The following is an 18462-nucleotide window of genomic DNA, read 5'->3' as shown; positions in this document are numbered from 1 at the left end:
AGGAACGATTCAATGGATAAAGTACAATTGGAAGAACGTGTGAAAGAACTCAATCAGCTTTTGCATGATACGGGCTATGCCTATTATGTGCTGGATCAGCCGCTCGTGCCTGATGCAGTTTATGACCAATATTTGCAGGAACTCATTGCCATTGAAAGTGAATTTCCTGACTTGATTTATCCTGATTCACCGACTCAACGTGTGGGTGGAACAATCCTTGAAGGATTCAAGAAAGTATCCCATACGTATCCGATGCTCAGTCTTTCGAATGCTTTTGGCCGTGAGGATCTGGACGATTTCGACCGTCGCATCCGTGCAAGTATAGGAGACGAGTTTTCGTACGTATGTGAATTAAAAATAGATGGCTTGGCCATTTCACTCAGCTATGAAAATGGTGTCTTCGTCCGAGGGGCCACTCGTGGTGATGGGCGTGTAGGGGAAGACATTACGGAGAATTTAAAAACGATCCGTTCCATTCCATTACGCTTGAAAAAACCACTTACGATTGAAGTGCGTGGTGAAGCTTACATGCCCAAAAAATCCTTTACTGCATTAAATGAAACGCGTGTGGCAAACGAAGAAGAAAAGTTTGCGAATCCACGAAATGCGGCTGCAGGCTCATTGCGACAACTTGACCCAAAAATCGCCGCAAGTCGTAACCTAGCCATTTTCGTATACGGTATTGGTGGGGACGGGGAGGCTTATCAACTGGATAGTCATGCCCAGGCGCTAGATTACCTGGATGAACTAGGTTTTCAGACGAACAAAGAAAGACAGACTTGCCAATCGATTGATGAAGTACAAGCCTATATCGAGAAATGGACCGCCGAGCGTCCAAACCTGCCATATGAAATTGATGGAATCGTCATCAAAGTGAATCGCTATGTCCACCAACAGGATTTAGGCTTTACCGCGAAAAGTCCTCGTTGGGCAACTGCTTACAAGTTCCCGGCAGAAGAAGTTGTAACAACTTTGCTCGACATTGAATTGACAGTTGGACGTACTGGTGCCTTAACACCGACTGCGATACTCGAGCCGGTACAAGTAGCGGGAACGACAGTAGGGCGCGCATCTTTACATAACGAAGATTTGATTCGTGAAAAAGATATTCGAATTGGCGACACCGTCATTATCCGTAAAGCGGGTGACATCATTCCTGAAGTGGTGGCCGTGGTTCTTGAAGCGCGTAAAGAAGAGTTGCCTGCGTTTAACATGCCGACACATTGCCCTGTTTGTGAAAGTGAGCTCGTACGTATTGAAGGGGAAGTCGCACTGCGTTGTGTCAATCCTCAATGCCCTGCTCAAATTACAGAAGGACTCATTCATTTTGTATCGCGAAACGCGATGAACATTGATGGACTCGGTGAAAAAGTAGTGGAGCAATTGTTCCGTGAAGGACTGATTCATGACGTGTCTGATTTGTTTACACTGACCAAAGATCAGTTGATTCAACTAGATCGAATGGGTGAGAAATCTGCAACAAATTTGGTTGCGGCCATTGAAGCTTCCAAGCAGAATTCCATGGAGCGCGTATTGTTTGGTTTGGGAATTCGCCATGTTGGTGAAAAAGCGGCCAGAATTCTGTCGGAAGAGTTCGGAGATATGAAGTCACTTTCTGAAGCAACTCCTGAGCAACTGACGGCGGTACATGAGATTGGCGATAAAATGGCAGATTCAGTTGTCAGTTACTTTGATAACGAAGAAGTGCAGGAATTAATAACGAGACTTGAACAACTCGGTGTGAACTTATCTTATACAGGGAAAAAAGTAGATTTTTCCAACATGGATCATGTATTCACAGGGAAAACCGTCGTATTAACTGGGAAATTGGAACAATTGACACGACAAGAAGCAAAAGAGAAAATAGAACAGGTAGGCGGAACCGTCTCCGGAAGTGTCAGTAAAAAAACAGACATCGTCATCGCAGGTGAAGATGCTGGTTCCAAACTCGACAAAGCCCGTACTTTGGGCATTCCGGTATGGGATGAAAACCGTCTGATTGAAGAATTAAAAGAGTGAAGGAGTCCTTCCGATAATGAAACGAAAAAGCTGGATTCCAGCAGTAATTTCTTTAGCCTTACTTACAGGATGTATCCCGAGTAAGGATACAAAAGTCATAACAGAAACCGAAAAAAGTGAAGAAGCGGCTACGATCATTCCGAGTATGCAAATTTCGGAACAATACTATCGTACACTCTTGCCATATCAAGAAAGCGTGAGTCGAGGATTGGTCGTCTCAAATATCTACTCCAAGTATGATGTGAAAGAAGTAGAAAGCGGACTTCTGCGATTGTCGCAACGGACGTTTTCACCAGACGACTACTTTTTCCAAGAAGGTCAAATGCTTGATGGGGAAGTGCTCAGCTCCTGGTTGGCTAGAAGTTCTCAAGTAAAAGAAGGGCTAAATCCAAGTCGTCCGAAAGGAAACATGACAGCGGAGTTAGCCAAAAAAGCACCTATTTATTTGGCTCATATAGTGGAGCAAAACTATTTAGTTAAATCGGGTGAAAATGAAGTCAAACTGGGTGGCGTATCCATCGGGCTTGCCATGAATTCTACCTATTACTATCAAAAAGAAGACTTCGGTGCGACATATGAAGAACCTATTCCTCAAGCAGTCATTGAACAACAAGGGAAAAAGATGGCGAATGAAATCGTTAAACGTATGCGTGCCATTGAAGGGTTACAGTCAGTTCCTATTACGGTGGGCTTATTCAGACAAGAAAGCCGCAATTCCATCGTACCAGGCACATACTTTGCCACTGGTGTAGTTGGTGAAGGAAAGGGTTCGGTTGCTGATTGGACAGGCGTTAACGAAGAATATGTGCTGTTCCCTCAACCCGTTTCTGAAGAAAAGTACCGTGAAGTGGGACAATCGTTCAATAACTTCAAACAAGATGTGGAAGAGTATTTCTCGAATTTCACAAGTATTGTCGGTACCGGGTTCTATCAGGAAGACCGCATTAAAAAATTAACCATCGATATTCCGATACAGTTTTATGGTACGGCTGAAATCATTGGCTTTACACAATACATGACGGGACTGGTGATGGAACATTTCCCGGCGTCCATGCATGTGGAGGTCAGTGTCACGTCAATTAATGGTCCTGAAGCATTGGTGATAAAAGAAGCGGACGAGAAAGAGCCTTACGTCCATATTTATGACTAGAAAAGCTCGACGCTGACGCTTGTAATTCATCATTTGGAATTTTGAAATGACACTTTAGCAAAACCATTGTAAAACCTAGGGACAGCTTGATGCTGTCTCTATTCTTTTAGTGTGAAAAATGATATGATACTCGGTATGATTGTGAATTCGGAGGTGTACAAAATGGCGAATATATCAAAAGAAGAAGTAAAGCACGTAGCACATTTAGCACGTCTTGCCATTACAGATGAAGAAGCTGAAATGTTTGCAGGCCAACTTGCGGCAATTACTAATTTTGCTGAGCAGTTAAATGAACTGGATACAACAAATGTTGTACCTACTACACATGTCTTACCGTTAGTGAACGTATTGCGTGAAGACAAGGCAGTCCCTGGACTTGACCGTGAAAAAATGATGAAAAATGTTCGTGAGCAAGAAGCGGGCCAAGTAAAAGTACCATCAATCTTAGACTGATTTTGACGTAAGGAGGGACTATCCATGACATTATTCAACTACTCAGCAAGCGAACTGCAAGAAATGATACATAATAAAGAACTATCAATTGCAGATTTGACAGCTGAAGCATATACACGTATCGAAGCTTTAGACGAAGACGTAAAAGCGTTTTTAGCTCTAAATAAAGAACAAGCAATGGCGCAAGCAAAAGAAATGGACGAAGTGCCTGCATCTGAACGTGGACCGTTATTCGGAATGCCTATCGGTGTAAAAGACAACATCGTAACTGAAGGCCTCGAAACAACTTGTTCTTCAAAAATCCTTCAAGGCTTCAACCCGATTTACGATGCGACAGTTGTTCGTAAACTTCGTGAAGCGGGCATGATTACAATCGGTAAACTGAACATGGACGAATTCGCAATGGGTTCTTCAACAGAAAACTCAGCTTATAAAATCACACGCAATCCGTGGGATCTTGACCGTGTACCTGGAGGTTCTTCAGGTGGTTCAGCAGCATCAGTTGCTGCTGGTGAAGTACCGTTTTCTTTAGGATCTGATACAGGTGGTTCAATCCGTCAACCGGCATCATTCTGTGGTGTTGTTGGGATGAAACCAACTTACGGACGAGTATCTCGTTTCGGATTGGTCGCTTTCGCATCATCTCTTGACCAAATCGGACCGATTACACGCAATGTTAAAGACAATGCGTTGTTGCTTGAAGCAATCTCAGGTGTGGACGAAAACGATACAACGTCTGCAAACGTAGATGTACCAAGCTTTGTTGAATCCTTGACGGGTGACGTTAAAGGTCTTCGCATCGGTGTTCCTAAAGAGTATTTAGGAGACGGTGTCGGCGAAGCTGCCAAACAATCAGTGCTCGATGCATTGAAAGTGTTGGAATCACTTGGCGCAACTTGGGAAGAAGTATCACTACCTCACTCTAAGTATGGCTTAGCAACTTACTACTTACTGGCTTCATCTGAAGCATCTTCAAACTTGGCTCGTTTTGACGGGATCCGTTATGGTTTCCGTGCAGAAAACGTAGAATCTTTAATGGATTTATACAAAGAAACACGTGCGCAAGGTTTTGGAGACGAAGTAAAACGCCGTATCATGCTTGGAACATTCGCATTGAGCGCAGGTTCTTACGATGCTTACTACAAAAAAGCACAACAAGTGCGTACATTAATCAAACAAGATTTCGATCAAGTGTTTGAAAACTACGATGTCATCATCGGACCAACTACGCCAACACCGGCATTTAAAGTTGGCGAGAAAAATGATGATCCATTGACGATGTATGCAAATGATATTTTAACCATCCCTGTAAACTTAGCAGGCGTACCAGGAATCTCTGTACCATGCGGATTCTCTGAAGGAATGCCACTAGGCTTACAAATTATCGGGAAACACTTTGATGAAGCAACGATTTATCGTGTAGCTCATGCTTACGAGCAAGCAACAAGCTTCCACAAAGAAACTCCTCAACTATGGGAGGGAGCAAAATCATGAACTTTGAAACAGTCATTGGTTTAGAAATTCACGTTGAGTTGAAAACAGATTCAAAAATGTTTTCACCTTCACCTGCCCACTTTGGTGCAGAGCCAAATACAAATACACATGTAATCGACCTTGGATATCCAGGCGTTTTACCTGTTGTCAATAAACGCGCAATCGATTTCGGAATGAAAGCTGCGATGGCACTAAACTGTGAAATCGCGACACATACGAAATTCGACCGCAAGAACTACTTCTATCCGGATAATCCGAAAGCGTACCAAATCTCTCAATTCGACCAGCCAATCGGTGAACATGGCTGGGTTGAAATTGAAGTGGATGGCTACAAAAAACGTATCGGGATTACTCGTTTGCACTTGGAAGAAGATGCCGGGAAACTGTCACATACGGATAAAGGGTACTCACTGGTTGATTACAACCGTCAAGGTACACCATTAATCGAAATCGTTTCAGAACCAGATATCCGCACACCAGCTGAAGCGTATGCATACTTGGAAAAAGTAAAGTCAATCATCCAGTACACAGGCGTTTCCGATTGTAAAATGGAAGAAGGCTCACTACGTTGTGATGCCAACATTTCACTTCGTCCATACGGCCAAGAACAATTTGGTACAAAAGCTGAATTGAAAAACTTGAACTCATTCAACTATGTTCGTCGTGGCTTAGAGCATGAACAAGTTCGCCAAGCTGAAGTGTTGCTTTCAGGTGGAGAAATCCTGCAAGAAACTCGTCGTTTTGATGAATCTACAGGTAAGACATTGTTGATGCGTGTTAAAGAAGGATCAGACGATTACCGTTACTTCCCGGAACCAGACTTAGTCGATTTAGTGATTGACCAAGAATGGATGGACCGTGTACGTGCGGAAATTCCTGAACTTCCGGATGCTCGTAAACAACGTTATGTTGAAGAGTTAGGCTTGCCATCATACGATGCAATGGTCTTGACGTTAACGAAAGAAATGTCCGATTTCTTTGAAGCAACGATTGCTCTTGGTGCGGATACGAAACTTGCATCGAACTGGATGATGGGTGAAGTATCAGCTTACTTAAACGTCGATCAAAAAGAATTACACGATACAAAGCTTACGCCAGAAGGTTTGGCTGGCATGATCAAACTAATCAGCGACGGTACGATTTCTTCGAAAATCGCGAAAAAAGTTTTCAAAGAGCTTGCTGATAACGGTGGAACTGCTGAACAAGTCGTGAAAGAAAAAGGCTTAGTTCAAATTTCCGACGAAGGTGCACTTCGTGACATCGTTACTCAAATCTTGGATGCAAATGCGCAATCAATCGAAGACTTCAAAAACGGGAAAGACCGTGCAATCGGCTTCCTAGTTGGTCAAATCATGAAAGCAACAAAAGGACAAGCGAACCCACCGTTGGTTAACAAAATCCTACAAGATGAAATTTCAAAACGATAATACGAAAGCGACTCCGTGGAAACGGAGTCGCTTTTTTTGTGAATTGATGGGTGAGCGGATGCTCAGTCTGAGTTTTGGGCTTTGACGTTTGAAAAATAGCGAGTGACGTCTGAAAAATCTGGGTCTACGTCTGAAAAATTAACCATGACGTCTGAAAACAATTCGTTTAAGCCATAACCTAATATAAAACCCGTAATTGATTCTCTACAAACTGGAGAAAAAGTATCAATTAACTTTCTTAAAAACTATGTCCAATAGACCTATGGTAAATTATAGAAAAATTGGTTTAGGCCACTTCAAAATAGTAAATAGACTAGTACTACAAACTTGGAGGGAAAAATTAATGAAAAATATTATGCTGTTTACGATTCTGATTGGTTTAGGTTTTACAGGGGGATCGCTTTTCCCAGATATTATGGCTGATGCGGAAAATTCAAAAGCTGAAGAAAAAGGAAATTGCAATTGTGGCTGTGGACCAACTGAAGTCAAAGTGATGATGGTACCAACTGGAAGTGATATGACATTGACGACTGGATTAATCGAAGCAATTTCAAACGATAGTGATAACACGCTTACGCAAGAAGAACTTGTAACAATCATTAATCAAGTGCAAAAAGAATACACGCAAACAACAGAACAATCTGCGGTAAAAGGCATTTCAACTGGTAGCCCATCAGATGAAGGCGGCACAACGGTTAGCTCATATGAAAAAATAATTAATAGTTTCCTTTCAGGTAACTTAACAACTACGACAGACACTCAAAAAGAAACTGAGACGATCGTTAATCAATCAGAATCTGTATCTGGAACAAGCAGCATCATCTTAAATGAAGAGACAACGGAAACAACAAATACTAAAAAGACCAAAAATAATAATGGATTAGGTAATGGCTCTGAAGAGGCAGATGGAACAAGCAGCGACGTTAAAGGAATTGACCCTTCAAATCCAGGAAACGGACAAAAAAATTCTAACACTTCAACCAAAACAGAAGTAAAATCAACAACTACTACAAATGGAAAAACAAATGTTAGTAAATCAAAAGAGAAAAAAGAAAAAGAAAAAAATAACAACGGTTTAGGAAATGGTTCAGAACCTGCCGATGGAACAAGCACTGATATTAAAGGAGAAGATCCTTCAAATCCAGGTAACGGTGGTTCAAAAAATAATGCCGGTAACAAGTAATTTTGAAGTAATGTAAAACAGTGCAATTCCAAATAGAATTACACTGTTTTAACTACATAGAATTACACAAGAGGCTAGGTAGCGACTCCGATAGACGGAGTCGCTTTTCCAATGGATTTAGGCACTATCTCAATAGTAGATTGCTTTCAAAATCAGTCACTACCCACCTGTTTCAATCAAAAATTAAATCGATTAGACATCTTAATGAGTTATCTATTTAATATAACTTCTTCTGAAGAACAGCCAGCTTCCTAAAATTCTTATCATAACTTTGTCGTTCGAGAAGATTGCTTAGCCAATACTTTGCTCGATCGTCATCGCCACTTTTGATGAAAGTTTCTATGGCCTGCTTAAAGGGACTGCGATAGGAAAAAGGCTTGTCCATCACCAGTTTAAAACCTAGGTGATAACAATCGGAGGCTATTCGGTAGTTCTTCATTTTTGAATGAAGAATCCCTAAATAGATGTAACCGCTGGATTTTTCTTCAATTGAAAACTGGGGCTGAACGACTGCTTGTTCCATTGTGTCAATGGCTTTCTGTTTCAGGAATATATAAAAGTAGGAATTGGCTTTATAAACATAGTCTTCATAAGTTTTTAATGGTTTCAGTAATGCGATTAAAAACATAGGTACACCTCATTTTTTAGCTGTTGGATTTAGCATACCCATTAAAGGATATTAAAAGCCTTCCGATTTTTCGCGGAAGGCTTTAAGTGGTCATCCAGTATATACTTGATCATATGGATAACGATAATTTACTTTTTTAGGTTTCATTAATAAGAAGAATAAAGTTAGTGGACCAATTCGTCCAACAAACATGACCATAGATAATAATACTTCGCCTAAATCTGACAGTTGGGCGGTGATGCCCATGGACAAACCGACCGTCCCAAATGCCGACACAACCTCGAACGCGAGAGGCAGGAATGGAATCTTTTCTGTAACGGTTAACATGAAAATAAAAGTCATGACCAACAGTAAACCAATGGTCGTAATCGCGAGAGAACGAATGACTGTATCGATACGAACAGAGCGACCGAACAATTCCGGTTCGCCACGTTGTCGCAGAAAAGCCATTGTTGCTAGTATAACAACCATAAATGTCGTCAATTTAATACCTGAAGCTGTTGATGCACTCCCTGCACCAATAAACATGAGAATCATGGTAAACAGGATTGTAGGATCTTCCAATTTACTGAAATCCACTGTATTGAATCCGGCAGTTCGAGGTGTCACCCCTTGGAAGTACGATGTCATGATCTTCTCATACAAAGGCATTGGACCTAAAGAGCCGGGATTGCCGTACTCCAACAAGAAAAACGTAAGAGTGGCGATTACATTAATAATGACTGTACCGATAATCATCATTTTCGTGTGTAGAGACCATTCTCTGAAGGACTTCTTCTGATGAATGTCGATGACCACCGTAAAACCAAGTCCACCTAAGATAAATAAAGAGGACAATACGAGATTAACAATGGGATCTCCCGAGAATCCGATCAAGTTATCCGGGAATAATGCGAACCCGGCATTGTTGAAAGCAGAAATAACATGAAAGACACTTAGGTACAGTGCTTCTGAAAATCCGAATCTTGGAATCCAGTGGAGCGTCATAATCGCAGTCGCAATGACCTGAACCGTTAAAACAAATGTCAAAATCAACTTTACTAATTTGACGATGCCCCCAACGGAGTTTTGATTGAAAGACTCTTGCAAATAGATCCGGTTTTGTAGCCCAACTCTTTTACCAAGTACTATGAGTAACGCAACGGCAAATGTCATCAAGCCGATTCCACCGCATTGGATCAGGAACATGAGCACTCCTTCACCAAACCAGGTTAAGGTGGAGGCAGGATCAAAAACGCTGAGTCCCGTAACGGTTGTCGCTGATGTCGCAACAAATAAAGCATCTGTCCATGAAATCGGAGTGGTCGTCGCAAAAGGAAGCTTCAAACAAAGCGTTCCCAACAGAATTAAAAACAAGAAACTTCCCGCAATTAACAAGGGAGGTGATAATAAAAATTTTTTCTTTTTCCTTGGACGCATAATGGCACTTCCTATTTGGTAAGTCTGAAAATAATAATTAACTCTATGCTTCTTTATTTCGACTGTCAACAAAAATTTGATTGATTTCTTTAAACTCAGTACACTGATGGGAGAGGAGGAGATTCATCCATGAAAACTGAACAACAATACTTTGAGGAAGCTATTTCTTTGAATGAATATATGGAGAAAATGGAGTCTCATAAAGACAACAGCTTTGAAATTTATGAACAATTCCATGTCCCTCAAGACGATGAATTTATTGCTTTGTTAAAAGATAAATCACCACATATTCTAGGTATTACGGAAGATTGGTGCGGAGATGCGATGCTCAATAACCCGATTCTGCGTCGTGTTGCGGAAGCAGCAAATATCGATGTCCGAGTCGTTTACCGGGACCAGACTTTGGATTTAATAGACCGTTATTTAATAAACGGTGGCCGATCGATTCCTGTTTACTTATTACTTGATCAGGATGGAAAAGTCATTGCAAAATGGGGTCCGCGAGCACCAAAACTTCAGGAATATGTGATGGAGCTTCGTAAAGAACTGCCGGCATCTGATGATCCTACTTTTAAGGACAAGCAAAAAGCATTCATTGATAAAATCACGGCTGAATATATCTCTACACCAGAATACTGGTTGTGGGTATACGAAGACATTCGAAAAGAATTTACTGCAGCCTTGCAAAAACAGTCATAATTGTTCTAATGCAGGCATTCGTATATAATAGAGAAATCAAGCCGAGGCATATGTCCGGCTTCTTTTCGTGGCGGGGAACTTTTTATGTCGCGGATAAGTCCTAACTAGTGACGAAAATGTAAAGCAGGAAGAAGGAAATGTGTATGAAACGTGCACGCATTATTTACAATCCGACATCTGGCCGTGAGTTATTCAGAAAACACTTGCCTGAGGTTTTAGAAAAATTAGAGAAGGCTGGGTACGAAACATCGTGCCACGCAACGACGTGTGAAGGTGACGCAGTTGAAGCAGCTAAATATGCAGTTGAACGAGGGTTTGACCTGGTCATCGCAGCAGGTGGGGACGGCACACTAAATGAAGTAGTAGCCGGAATCAGTAAGTTTGAAAAACGCCCTAAAGTCGGCCTAATCCCTATGGGAACGACCAATGATTTTGCGCGAGCACTGCGCATTCCACGTGATATCGATAAAGCCGTAAACATTATTTTGGCAGATGAATCGATTCCTGTGGACGTTGGTGTAGTCAACGATCGATACTTCATCAATATCGCTGGTGGCGGGAAAATGACTGAGTTGACCTATGATGTGCCAAGTAAGTTGAAGACAGTCCTTGGTCAATTGGCTTACTACCTAAAAGGCATTGAAATGTTGCCATCGATTCGTGCTTCTCGTGTTCGTATTGAATACGATGGGGAAGTCTTCGATGATGAAGCCATGATGTTCCTGGTCGGACTGACCAATTCAGTCGGCGGTTTTGAAAAACTCGCACCGAACTCAAGCATCAATGATGGGAAATTCACATTATTGATTTTGAAAAAATGTAACATTGCCGAATTCATTCGATTGGCGACACTTGCAATCGGTGGGAATCACTTAGACGATCCACTCGTAATTTATAAAAAAGCGAGTCATATCAATGTGACTGCCGAAGACCATGTCCAGTTGAACCTGGATGGTGAATATGGAGGGAACGTACCCGCTGTATTTGAAAACTTGCACCGACATATCGAAGTGTTCGTTCCAATGAATGACATTCGTGAACAAGATCGTCCATAACATACTGAAAGAGCATTTCCGGGAATTCCAGGAAATGCTCTTTTTTACATCTCAATTGTAAAAATGGGGGTTCACGTAGGAAAAAACGTAATCGACGTAGGAAAAAAACGAGTTCACGTAGGAAAAATCATGGTTCACGTAGGAATCATCGATTTTACCCATTCCGTACTATAGCAATTCCAACGCTTCATCCTGTTCACCAGCTAGTTTCGGTAACGTTCCGAGGGGTTCCCAGCGGAATTGGAAGGTCATGCCATTGTCCAGACCGTCGCTGACCACAAGGTGGTCCCAATTTTGTCGGTCGCCTTCATATCCAAGGTGGAAGAAGTTCCGTTCATACGCCGTGTCTTTTCCATTTGGGTAGTAGTTGTACTTATGGATTTTTCCGAGGAATGAAAGATTGTCCCGCTGTATGCCGGTTTCTTCAGTAATTTCCCGGTATAAAGCGTCAATTAGCATTTCGTCTTCTTCGATTGTGCCTCCTGGAACTTGTAAGCCTGCTTCCGGCTGATCTTTCTGCTCGAAAACGAGTAACTCCAAATTCGGTTCCTGTCCTTTTGTAATGTAGGCCAACACTTTACGCTTCGTTTTCATCGCATTCACCTCTAAAATTAAGTATGATTTACTAAGAATACAAAATACTCGGAACTTTCGCAATATAATTGTGTAATAGTATTCACATTTCTTTCACATGGACGTGACAAAATGGATACATCCATTGATTTTGAAGAGGTTCAAATGGGGTATGATAGGAAGTAGGGAAGGTGACGACATGTATAAAAACCAAGAGAAAAAATTGATTTGGCTTGCGTTCATTGTGGCAGCCATCATGCTGTTGTCAATACTAGGTCGGATTTTCGGAAGTTAATAGGAGGGAATATAAATGGGGAATGAAGAAGCAGTATTCTTTAGTCGCGTACTAACTGAACTTACGCTATCGTTTCATATTATTTATGCAACCATTGGGGTCGGCATTCCGCTCATGATTATGATTGCCCAGTGGGTGGGAATCAGGAAAAACGATGAACATTACATTTTGCTTGCAAGACGTTGGGCACGTGGTTTCGTCATAACAGTTGCTGTGGGTGTTGTGACAGGAACAGCCATTGGACTCCAACTATCACTATTGTGGCCAAACTTTATGGAACTTGCAGGTAATGTGATAGCCTTGCCGTTATTCATGGAAACTTTCGCATTTTTCTTTGAAGCTATCTTCTTAGGAATTTACTTATATACTTGGGACCGATTTGAAAATCAAAAGAAACATTTATTATTGCTGATACCGGTTGCTATCGGTGCATCATTCTCGGCGGTATTCATTACCATCGTTAATGCATTCATGAACGCACCACAAGGGTTTGATCTGGTAAACGGTGAGCTAATCAATATCAATCCGATTCTAGCGATGTTCAACCCGGCGATGCCAACAAAAGTCGCGCACGTAGTCGTGACGGCTTACATGACATCTGCATTCGTACTGGCTTCCATTGCGGCATTCCGTTTATTGAAGGGATCAAATCATGTTTATCATAAGAAAGCATTATTCCTAACGCTGAAACTTGGGTTGATTTTCTCCATTGCAGCAGCAATCATCGGCGATTTCTCTGGTAAATATTTAGCAGAGTATCAGCCTGAAAAGTTGGCTGCAGCGGAATGGCATTTTGAAACAGAAGAAAATGCCTCACTGATTATGTACGGAATTTTGGAAGACGGAGAAGTGAAGTATGCAATTGAAATTCCATATGCACTTAGTGTGTTGGCACATGGGGATCCATTTGCAGAAGTAATCGGTTTGGATCAATTCTCTGAAGATGAAATTCCACCATTATATATTCATTACTTGTTCGATTTAATGGTGAGCATCGGCATGGGATTGACGTTCTTATCCGGGCTGTATGTGTTTGCCACTTGGCGTAGATGGTCATTTGTTCAGACGAAATGGTTCCGCTGGTTGCTTGTGGCAGGAGGTCCACTGGCCATGCTTGCCATTGAAGCGGGTTGGTGGATGGCAGAAGTCGGCCGTCAACCGTGGATTTTGAGAGGCATTATGCGTACGGAAGACGCTGCGACAACGAGCGGTCAAGTAGACATCATGCTTGTACTGTTTGCCGGTCTTTATTTGATTCTTGGAGTTGGTAGTGTGGTCGTACTTCGCCGTATGTTCAGAAAAAATCCAGTTGAACAGGAAATCGAAGATCGACGTAAAGAACAGGAAGGTGATTTCTCATGACATTGACACTTGAAATCATCGGGATTTCCGTTCTTTGGATGTTCCTATTCGGTTATGTCATCGTAGCATCCATTGATTTTGGAGCAGGATTTTTCAATGCCTATAACACGCTGACACGCAGAGAACATATTTTAACGAACATCATTCAACGTTATTTATCGCCTGTATGGGAAGTGACCAATGTCTTTCTCGTCTTCTTCTTCGTTGGCGTCATCGGCTTCTTCCCGAAAACAGCCTTCTATTATGGGACGACGTTATTGGTGCCTGCAAGTATCGCCATTATTTTGCTGGCGTTACGCGGTTCCTACTATGCATTCGCAACATATGGCACGAACGGACACAAAGGGTATACGTTCATGTACGGCATTACAGGTCTGTTCATTCCGGCATCTCTTTCAACCGTGTTGACCATATCTGAAGGTGGCTTTATTTCCATGGTCAAAGGGAATCCTGTGCTGGATTACTGGGAACTGTTCTCCAGTCCATTGACCTGGAGCATCGTCGTGTTAAGTTTGGTAGCGGTGCTTTATATTTCCGCTGTATTCCTAACATGGTACGCAAACAAAGCTGGAGATCACTCTGCAACAGAACTGCTTCGAAAATATGCGTTGATTTGGGCAATCCCAACAATGATTACGGCTTCAGGCATTATTTTCGAGCTTCGCGGTCATAATCCAGAACATTATGCGCGCATCCTCGATTTATGGTGGGTGTTCGGCATTTCATTCCTGATGTTTGTCGGAACGGTATGGCTGATCTGGAAGCGAAAAAACTACGGGTTGGCTTTTGGTTTACTGGCTGCACAGTTTGCTTTGGCATTCTTCGGATACGGAGTATCCCATTATCCGTACCTGTTGTATCCATACTTGACGATTTACGATAGCTTCACGAACGAAGCAATGGCCATAGCCTTAATTGTGGCTTTCATTGCGGGTCTAGGGTTATTGCTTCCATCCTTGTATCTATTGCTGAGATTGTTCCTGTTCAATAAAGACTACGTACGTGGGAATAAAGATAATCACGCCTAAAGGAGGCCAATCATATGACGGATTTCATGATTTTTTATGCACCTTTTATCGTTCTAATCGGTGCCATCATTACTGCCTTTTGGTTCGCTCCTAAGGACGGACCCGTTCGGAAAAATAATAAATAATAAAGGTGGGGGCTGTCCAAAATGTCATGAAAAATGACTTTAGAGGACAGCCCCGCTTTTTTTGCCTTGTTATATTCATTCAAAGAACTTTTTCTCCGTAACATTTAACAATTGTACAACGTTATTATTTTACTGGGGATATATCCCTATTTTTTTCGCTACACTTTATGATTACAGAACTGGTATGATGAGATAAGTTAAAGAGAAGGATACAAGAGTGAAGGAGGGGATTTACTTGAATGAGCGTTCGAGCATCAACATTGGTGGTCTAGAGTTTGGATGGGATATTGAAAAAGGTCAGTTTATCTTTGAAGGTGAAGAATCGGTATTGTTCTGGATTTCTTCAGCCATGAAAGAGTTTTTCGATACGATTGAAGAAATCTCTGGAGAAGAAGCATCTAATCTCGTCTTCGAGACGACTGGATTCAGACAAGGCTTGGTCGTAGGGAAATATTTCGAGACCATTAAAGAAGTCGGTATAGAAGAAGCAGTCGAACTTATCACCAATACATATGCAACTGCTGGTTGGGGCAGGATGACCATAAAGGATTTGGATCTTGAAAAGAAGACACTTGTTGCGGAATTGAAAGATAGCTGGGAATATAAAATCAATATTGCACAAGGGAAGGCAACTGGTGGACATTTCCTTCCAGCTCATTATGCTGGGATTTTCACAGGACTTTTCAGTCAGAACATGTGGTATAAAGTAGTTCATCACCAAATCGAAGGTCATGAAACGACAGTCGTTGAGTATTTCCCATCAGAGATTTCGATTACCCGTAATATTCACGAGCTCTCAAGGAAAAAGGAATCAACTCAAATTGCTCAATTAAATGTTCTTGTAGATGAAAAGACAAAGGAACTACAAAAACTGGTTGATACTTTATCATCTCCTATCATTCCTGTGTTGGACGGAATCGTTGTTGTTCCGTTGATCGGGCAATTTGATGAGATGCGAACTGAAAAACTGATTGTTAAAACGTTGAGCAGTCTACCTTCACATAAGGCTGAATATTTATTACTCGACTTAACTGGATTGGATCGTGATATTACGCCATTTACGACCAATCTCATCGATAAAATGGTTTCTGCTGCTTCTTTGATTGGAACAAAAACGATTTTAGTGGGCATTTCTTCTGAACTGGCCATATCCATTTCAAATGCTGTAGAAGACTTCTCAAAGTTCAACTGTTTCCAAACCTTGCAACACGGCATTTATTATGCCCTCGGCCAATCAGGCAGACAAATCATTTAAGTCCCGATTTGGACAAGTCTTTACGTGTTTTAATGGTTAACTCGGAAGATTTGTTGACAATATACCTATAAATAGAATATATTATTAGTAATTAGTTGAATCGTAACTCCTAAAGGGGAGTAGCTTTTACAGCAAGGTCGTCATTTCGGAGGTATTAAAATCTCCCGGCCTTGTTGGCAACGACTTCGTTGTTAGCAAGACCTTTACCAATCTTGGTAAAGGTCTTTTATTTTTTCAAAAACCTTTGCCGTTTCCGGTAAAGGTTTTTTTATTTTCATTTTGGAAACGGACCAATCGAGATGGAGCCTCTCAACTAACTAAAAAACAGGAGGATCTACATGATACTGAGGAAATACATGGCGTTAATTGGGATAGGTTCGGCAAAGATTGATTTAATTTTAGAGAAAGATATTTACAGGCCTGGTGAACTTGTAAAGGGATATTTCTTGCTCAAAGGTGGCACAATCGAACAACAACTGAAACGAATCGAATGTGATTTGGTGGTGACCACGGACAATGATGAAGTGAAAGATGAAAGAGTAATTGATTCCATCACTATTTTCACCTCAAAGCTGATTGAATCAGATGCTACTAACCAAGTTCCTTTCACATTCAGATTGCCAAAATCCATGCATCCAGCATTTAATGCATCTTATCGATTTAAGTCGCGACTCTCGTTCAAACAAGGAGTCGAAAGCTTGGATCATGATGCTATACAAATACTTGCTGAATCTGTTTAACTTTCTGATTTGAAGAGATTAGACAAAACTTAAACTAAAAGGAGGAAATCGAAATGGATTTTTCAATCTTGATGGAATATGGATGGGTATTATTATTGCTGATAGGACTTGAAGGCTTGCTTGCTGCGGATAACGCACTTGTTCTTGCTATTATGGTTAAGCATTTACCGGAAGCTGAAAGAAGAAAGGCTTTATTTTACGGACTTGCAGGAGCATTCGTGTTCCGTTTCGCTTCATTATTTATCATTTCGTTTCTGGTCGATGTGTGGCAAGTGCAGGCAATCGGAGCACTTTACCTGTTATTCATTGCCATTAATCATATCGTTCGGAAGTTGTACTTTAGTAACAAAGGCGACGATAAAGAAAAAAAGGAAAAGAAAAAAGCAGGTTTCTGGGGAACGGTATTCAAAGTGGAATTGGCAGACATTGCATTCGCAGTTGACTCCATTTTAGCAGCAGTAGCTTTGGCTATGACACTTCCGAACACCAACCTTCCAGAGATTGGCGGTATGGACGGCGGTAAGTTCTTGGTCATTTTCGCAGGAGGACTCATTGGCTTGATTATCATGCGTTTCGCAGCCAACTTCTTCGTCAAGTTGCTTCATTCAAAACCGGGATTAGAAATCGCAGCGTTCGCCATTGTTGGCTGGGTTGGTGTAAAACTTGCAGTCCTAACTTTGGGTCATCCAGACGTCGGCGTCATTTCATATGAGTTTGCACATTCCACACAATGGAAGCTAATCTTCTACTCCGTGTTGATCGCCATTGCAGCGGCAGGCTGGTTCTTGACGAAGGAAAAGAAGGTAGAAGAATCAGAAGAAGAGAATCTGCCTCTATAACGCAAAAAGCTGCTCCGAGTGGGGCAGCTTTTGCTATTTAATTCGTTAAATATTTTTCTTTCAAAATGTTCACATGATGAAGTTCATGACCTGCAATAATATAAGCCAGTGCACGAGCGGAGATTTCATGTTTACTTGCGACACCTTTTCTCAGAAATGCGTCTTCATTCAAGCCATTGATTAAATGAATGGTTGCATAGCGAACGGCTTTCAATTCTTCAAGTAGATTCTGGAGAGAACGGGAATGGAAAGAAGCTTCCCGTACATATTGTTCGTCATCGTAATTAGCCAATGGCGTTCTGTCTCCTCTGGCTATTCGCAATAATCTATAACTCATCACTCGTTCCGTGTCCGTGATATGGCCAATGACTTCTTTCACTGTCCACTTGTTATCGGCATAGCGAAAATTTGCCTGAGCTTCATCGAGATCGGAAAGCAGTGCAAGTAAGTCCTCCATCTGTGTGTTCAAGATATCTTTCAGTAATCCATCAGGCACCAGACCGATATACGTTTCGTAATAAGCTGGATATTCGTCAGGTAGAGGTTTTTTAATCATCGTTAAACTCCTTTATTGATACATAGATTTTCGAACGTCTTTAGGTGTAATGGCATTTAACAATCGATGCGATATAAGTTAATTAATTCATATTCTTTGTACCATATTCACTATTTACAGGGAAAGTGGGGTACCTTAAAAGAATTGAAACCACATTTTTAG

At 41.4% G+C, this 18462-nt stretch carries 18 protein-coding genes; 14 read left to right on the top strand and 4 right to left on the bottom strand.

Annotation, left to right across the window (positions count from 1 at the left end; all coding sequences use genetic code 11):
- Positions 1-12: 12 nt before the first annotated feature.
- The 6 genes from ligA (at position 13) to M9R32_RS08170 (ending at position 7726) form a co-directional block, all read left to right on the top strand.
- Complete coding sequence (gene ligA / locus M9R32_RS08195) at positions 13-2019, top strand: NAD-dependent DNA ligase LigA (RefSeq protein ID WP_269926241.1); 2007 nt, start codon at positions 13-15, stop codon at positions 2017-2019.
- A gap of 16 nt (positions 2020-2035) precedes the next feature.
- Positions 2036-3169 (top strand): CamS family sex pheromone protein, encoded by a 1134-nt coding sequence (locus M9R32_RS08190; RefSeq protein ID WP_269926240.1) that lies wholly within the window; start codon positions 2036-2038, stop codon positions 3167-3169.
- A gap of 162 nt (positions 3170-3331) precedes the next feature.
- A complete protein-coding gene (gene gatC, locus M9R32_RS08185) occupies positions 3332-3622 on the top strand; it encodes an Asp-tRNA(Asn)/Glu-tRNA(Gln) amidotransferase subunit GatC (protein ID WP_016429411.1) in 291 nt (96 codons plus the stop codon).
- A gap of 24 nt (positions 3623-3646) precedes the next feature.
- Positions 3647-5116, top strand: coding sequence for an Asp-tRNA(Asn)/Glu-tRNA(Gln) amidotransferase subunit GatA (gatA, locus tag M9R32_RS08180; protein ID WP_269926239.1), 1470 nt, complete (start codon positions 3647-3649; stop codon positions 5114-5116).
- On the top strand, positions 5113-6543 hold the full coding sequence (gatB, locus tag M9R32_RS08175) for an Asp-tRNA(Asn)/Glu-tRNA(Gln) amidotransferase subunit GatB (RefSeq protein ID WP_269926238.1): 1431 nt from the start codon (positions 5113-5115) through the stop codon (positions 6541-6543). Before gatA ends, gatB begins: the two co-directional genes overlap by 4 nt.
- Positions 6544-6886: 343 nt before the next feature.
- Positions 6887-7726 carry a hypothetical protein gene (locus M9R32_RS08170; RefSeq protein WP_269926237.1) on the top strand — a complete coding sequence of 280 codons (840 nt, stop codon included), beginning with the start codon at positions 6887-6889 and terminating at the stop codon, positions 7724-7726.
- A gap of 217 nt (positions 7727-7943) precedes the next feature.
- Here M9R32_RS08170 and M9R32_RS08165 read toward each other — a convergent pair whose 3' ends face one another.
- Both M9R32_RS08165 and M9R32_RS08160 read right to left on the bottom strand, forming a co-directional pair.
- A complete protein-coding gene (locus tag M9R32_RS08165) occupies positions 7944-8354 on the bottom strand; it encodes a hypothetical protein (RefSeq protein ID WP_269926236.1) in 411 nt (136 codons plus the stop codon).
- A gap of 90 nt (positions 8355-8444) precedes the next feature.
- A complete protein-coding gene (locus M9R32_RS08160; RefSeq protein WP_269926235.1) occupies positions 8445-9773 on the bottom strand; it encodes a TrkH family potassium uptake protein in 1329 nt (442 codons plus the stop codon).
- 129 nt (positions 9774-9902) lie between these two features.
- Between M9R32_RS08160 and M9R32_RS08155 the strand changes: the two genes are divergently transcribed.
- A complete protein-coding gene (locus M9R32_RS08155) occupies positions 9903-10472 on the top strand; it encodes a thioredoxin family protein (protein WP_269926234.1) in 570 nt (189 codons plus the stop codon).
- A gap of 143 nt (positions 10473-10615) precedes the next feature.
- The gene (locus tag M9R32_RS08150) at positions 10616-11527 is read left to right on the top strand and encodes a diacylglycerol kinase (protein ID WP_269926233.1); all 912 of its coding nucleotides are present in this window, start codon (positions 10616-10618) and stop codon (positions 11525-11527) included.
- 168 nt (positions 11528-11695) lie between these two features.
- Here the strand turns inward: M9R32_RS08150 and M9R32_RS08145 are convergent, their stop codons facing one another.
- Positions 11696-12121, bottom strand: coding sequence for an NUDIX hydrolase (locus M9R32_RS08145; protein ID WP_269926232.1), 426 nt, complete (start codon positions 12119-12121; stop codon positions 11696-11698).
- Positions 12122-12410: 289 nt separating this feature from the next.
- Here M9R32_RS08145 and M9R32_RS08140 point away from each other — a divergent pair, with 289 nt between their 5' ends.
- From M9R32_RS08140 to M9R32_RS08120, 6 genes are all read left to right on the top strand, one after another.
- Complete coding sequence (locus tag M9R32_RS08140) at positions 12411-13757, top strand: cytochrome ubiquinol oxidase subunit I (RefSeq protein ID WP_269926231.1); 1347 nt, start codon at positions 12411-12413, stop codon at positions 13755-13757.
- Between the two features lie 2 nt (positions 13758-13759).
- The gene (locus tag M9R32_RS08135; protein WP_269926281.1) at positions 13760-14785 is read left to right on the top strand and encodes a cytochrome d ubiquinol oxidase subunit II; all 1026 of its coding nucleotides are present in this window, start codon (positions 13760-13762) and stop codon (positions 14783-14785) included.
- Positions 14786-14799: 14 nt separating this feature from the next.
- Positions 14800-14910 carry a cytochrome bd oxidase small subunit CydS family protein gene (gene cydS, locus M9R32_RS16090; RefSeq protein ID WP_418936237.1) on the top strand — a complete coding sequence of 37 codons (111 nt, stop codon included), beginning with the start codon at positions 14800-14802 and terminating at the stop codon, positions 14908-14910.
- A gap of 235 nt (positions 14911-15145) precedes the next feature.
- On the top strand, positions 15146-16165 hold the full coding sequence (locus M9R32_RS08130) for an STAS domain-containing protein (RefSeq protein WP_269926230.1): 1020 nt from the start codon (positions 15146-15148) through the stop codon (positions 16163-16165).
- Between the two features lie 338 nt (positions 16166-16503).
- Positions 16504-16905 (top strand): sporulation protein, encoded by a 402-nt coding sequence (locus tag M9R32_RS08125; RefSeq protein WP_269926229.1) that lies wholly within the window; start codon positions 16504-16506, stop codon positions 16903-16905.
- 53 nt (positions 16906-16958) lie between these two features.
- A complete protein-coding gene (locus tag M9R32_RS08120; RefSeq protein ID WP_269926228.1) occupies positions 16959-17744 on the top strand; it encodes a TerC family protein in 786 nt (261 codons plus the stop codon).
- 37 nt (positions 17745-17781) lie between these two features.
- Here M9R32_RS08120 and M9R32_RS08115 read toward each other — a convergent pair whose 3' ends face one another.
- Entirely contained in the window at positions 17782-18300 is a 519-nt protein-coding gene (locus M9R32_RS08115) for a DinB family protein (RefSeq protein WP_269926227.1), read from the bottom strand.
- Positions 18301-18462 lie beyond the last annotated feature (162 nt).

The sequence above is a fragment of the Paenisporosarcina quisquiliarum genome (assembly GCF_027563315.1).
Taxonomy (GTDB): Bacteria; Bacillota; Bacilli; order Bacillales_A; family Planococcaceae; genus Paenisporosarcina; species Paenisporosarcina quisquiliarum.
The sequence above is the reverse complement of the archived record's forward strand: the minus strand, read 5'-3'. Positions and strand labels throughout refer to the sequence as shown.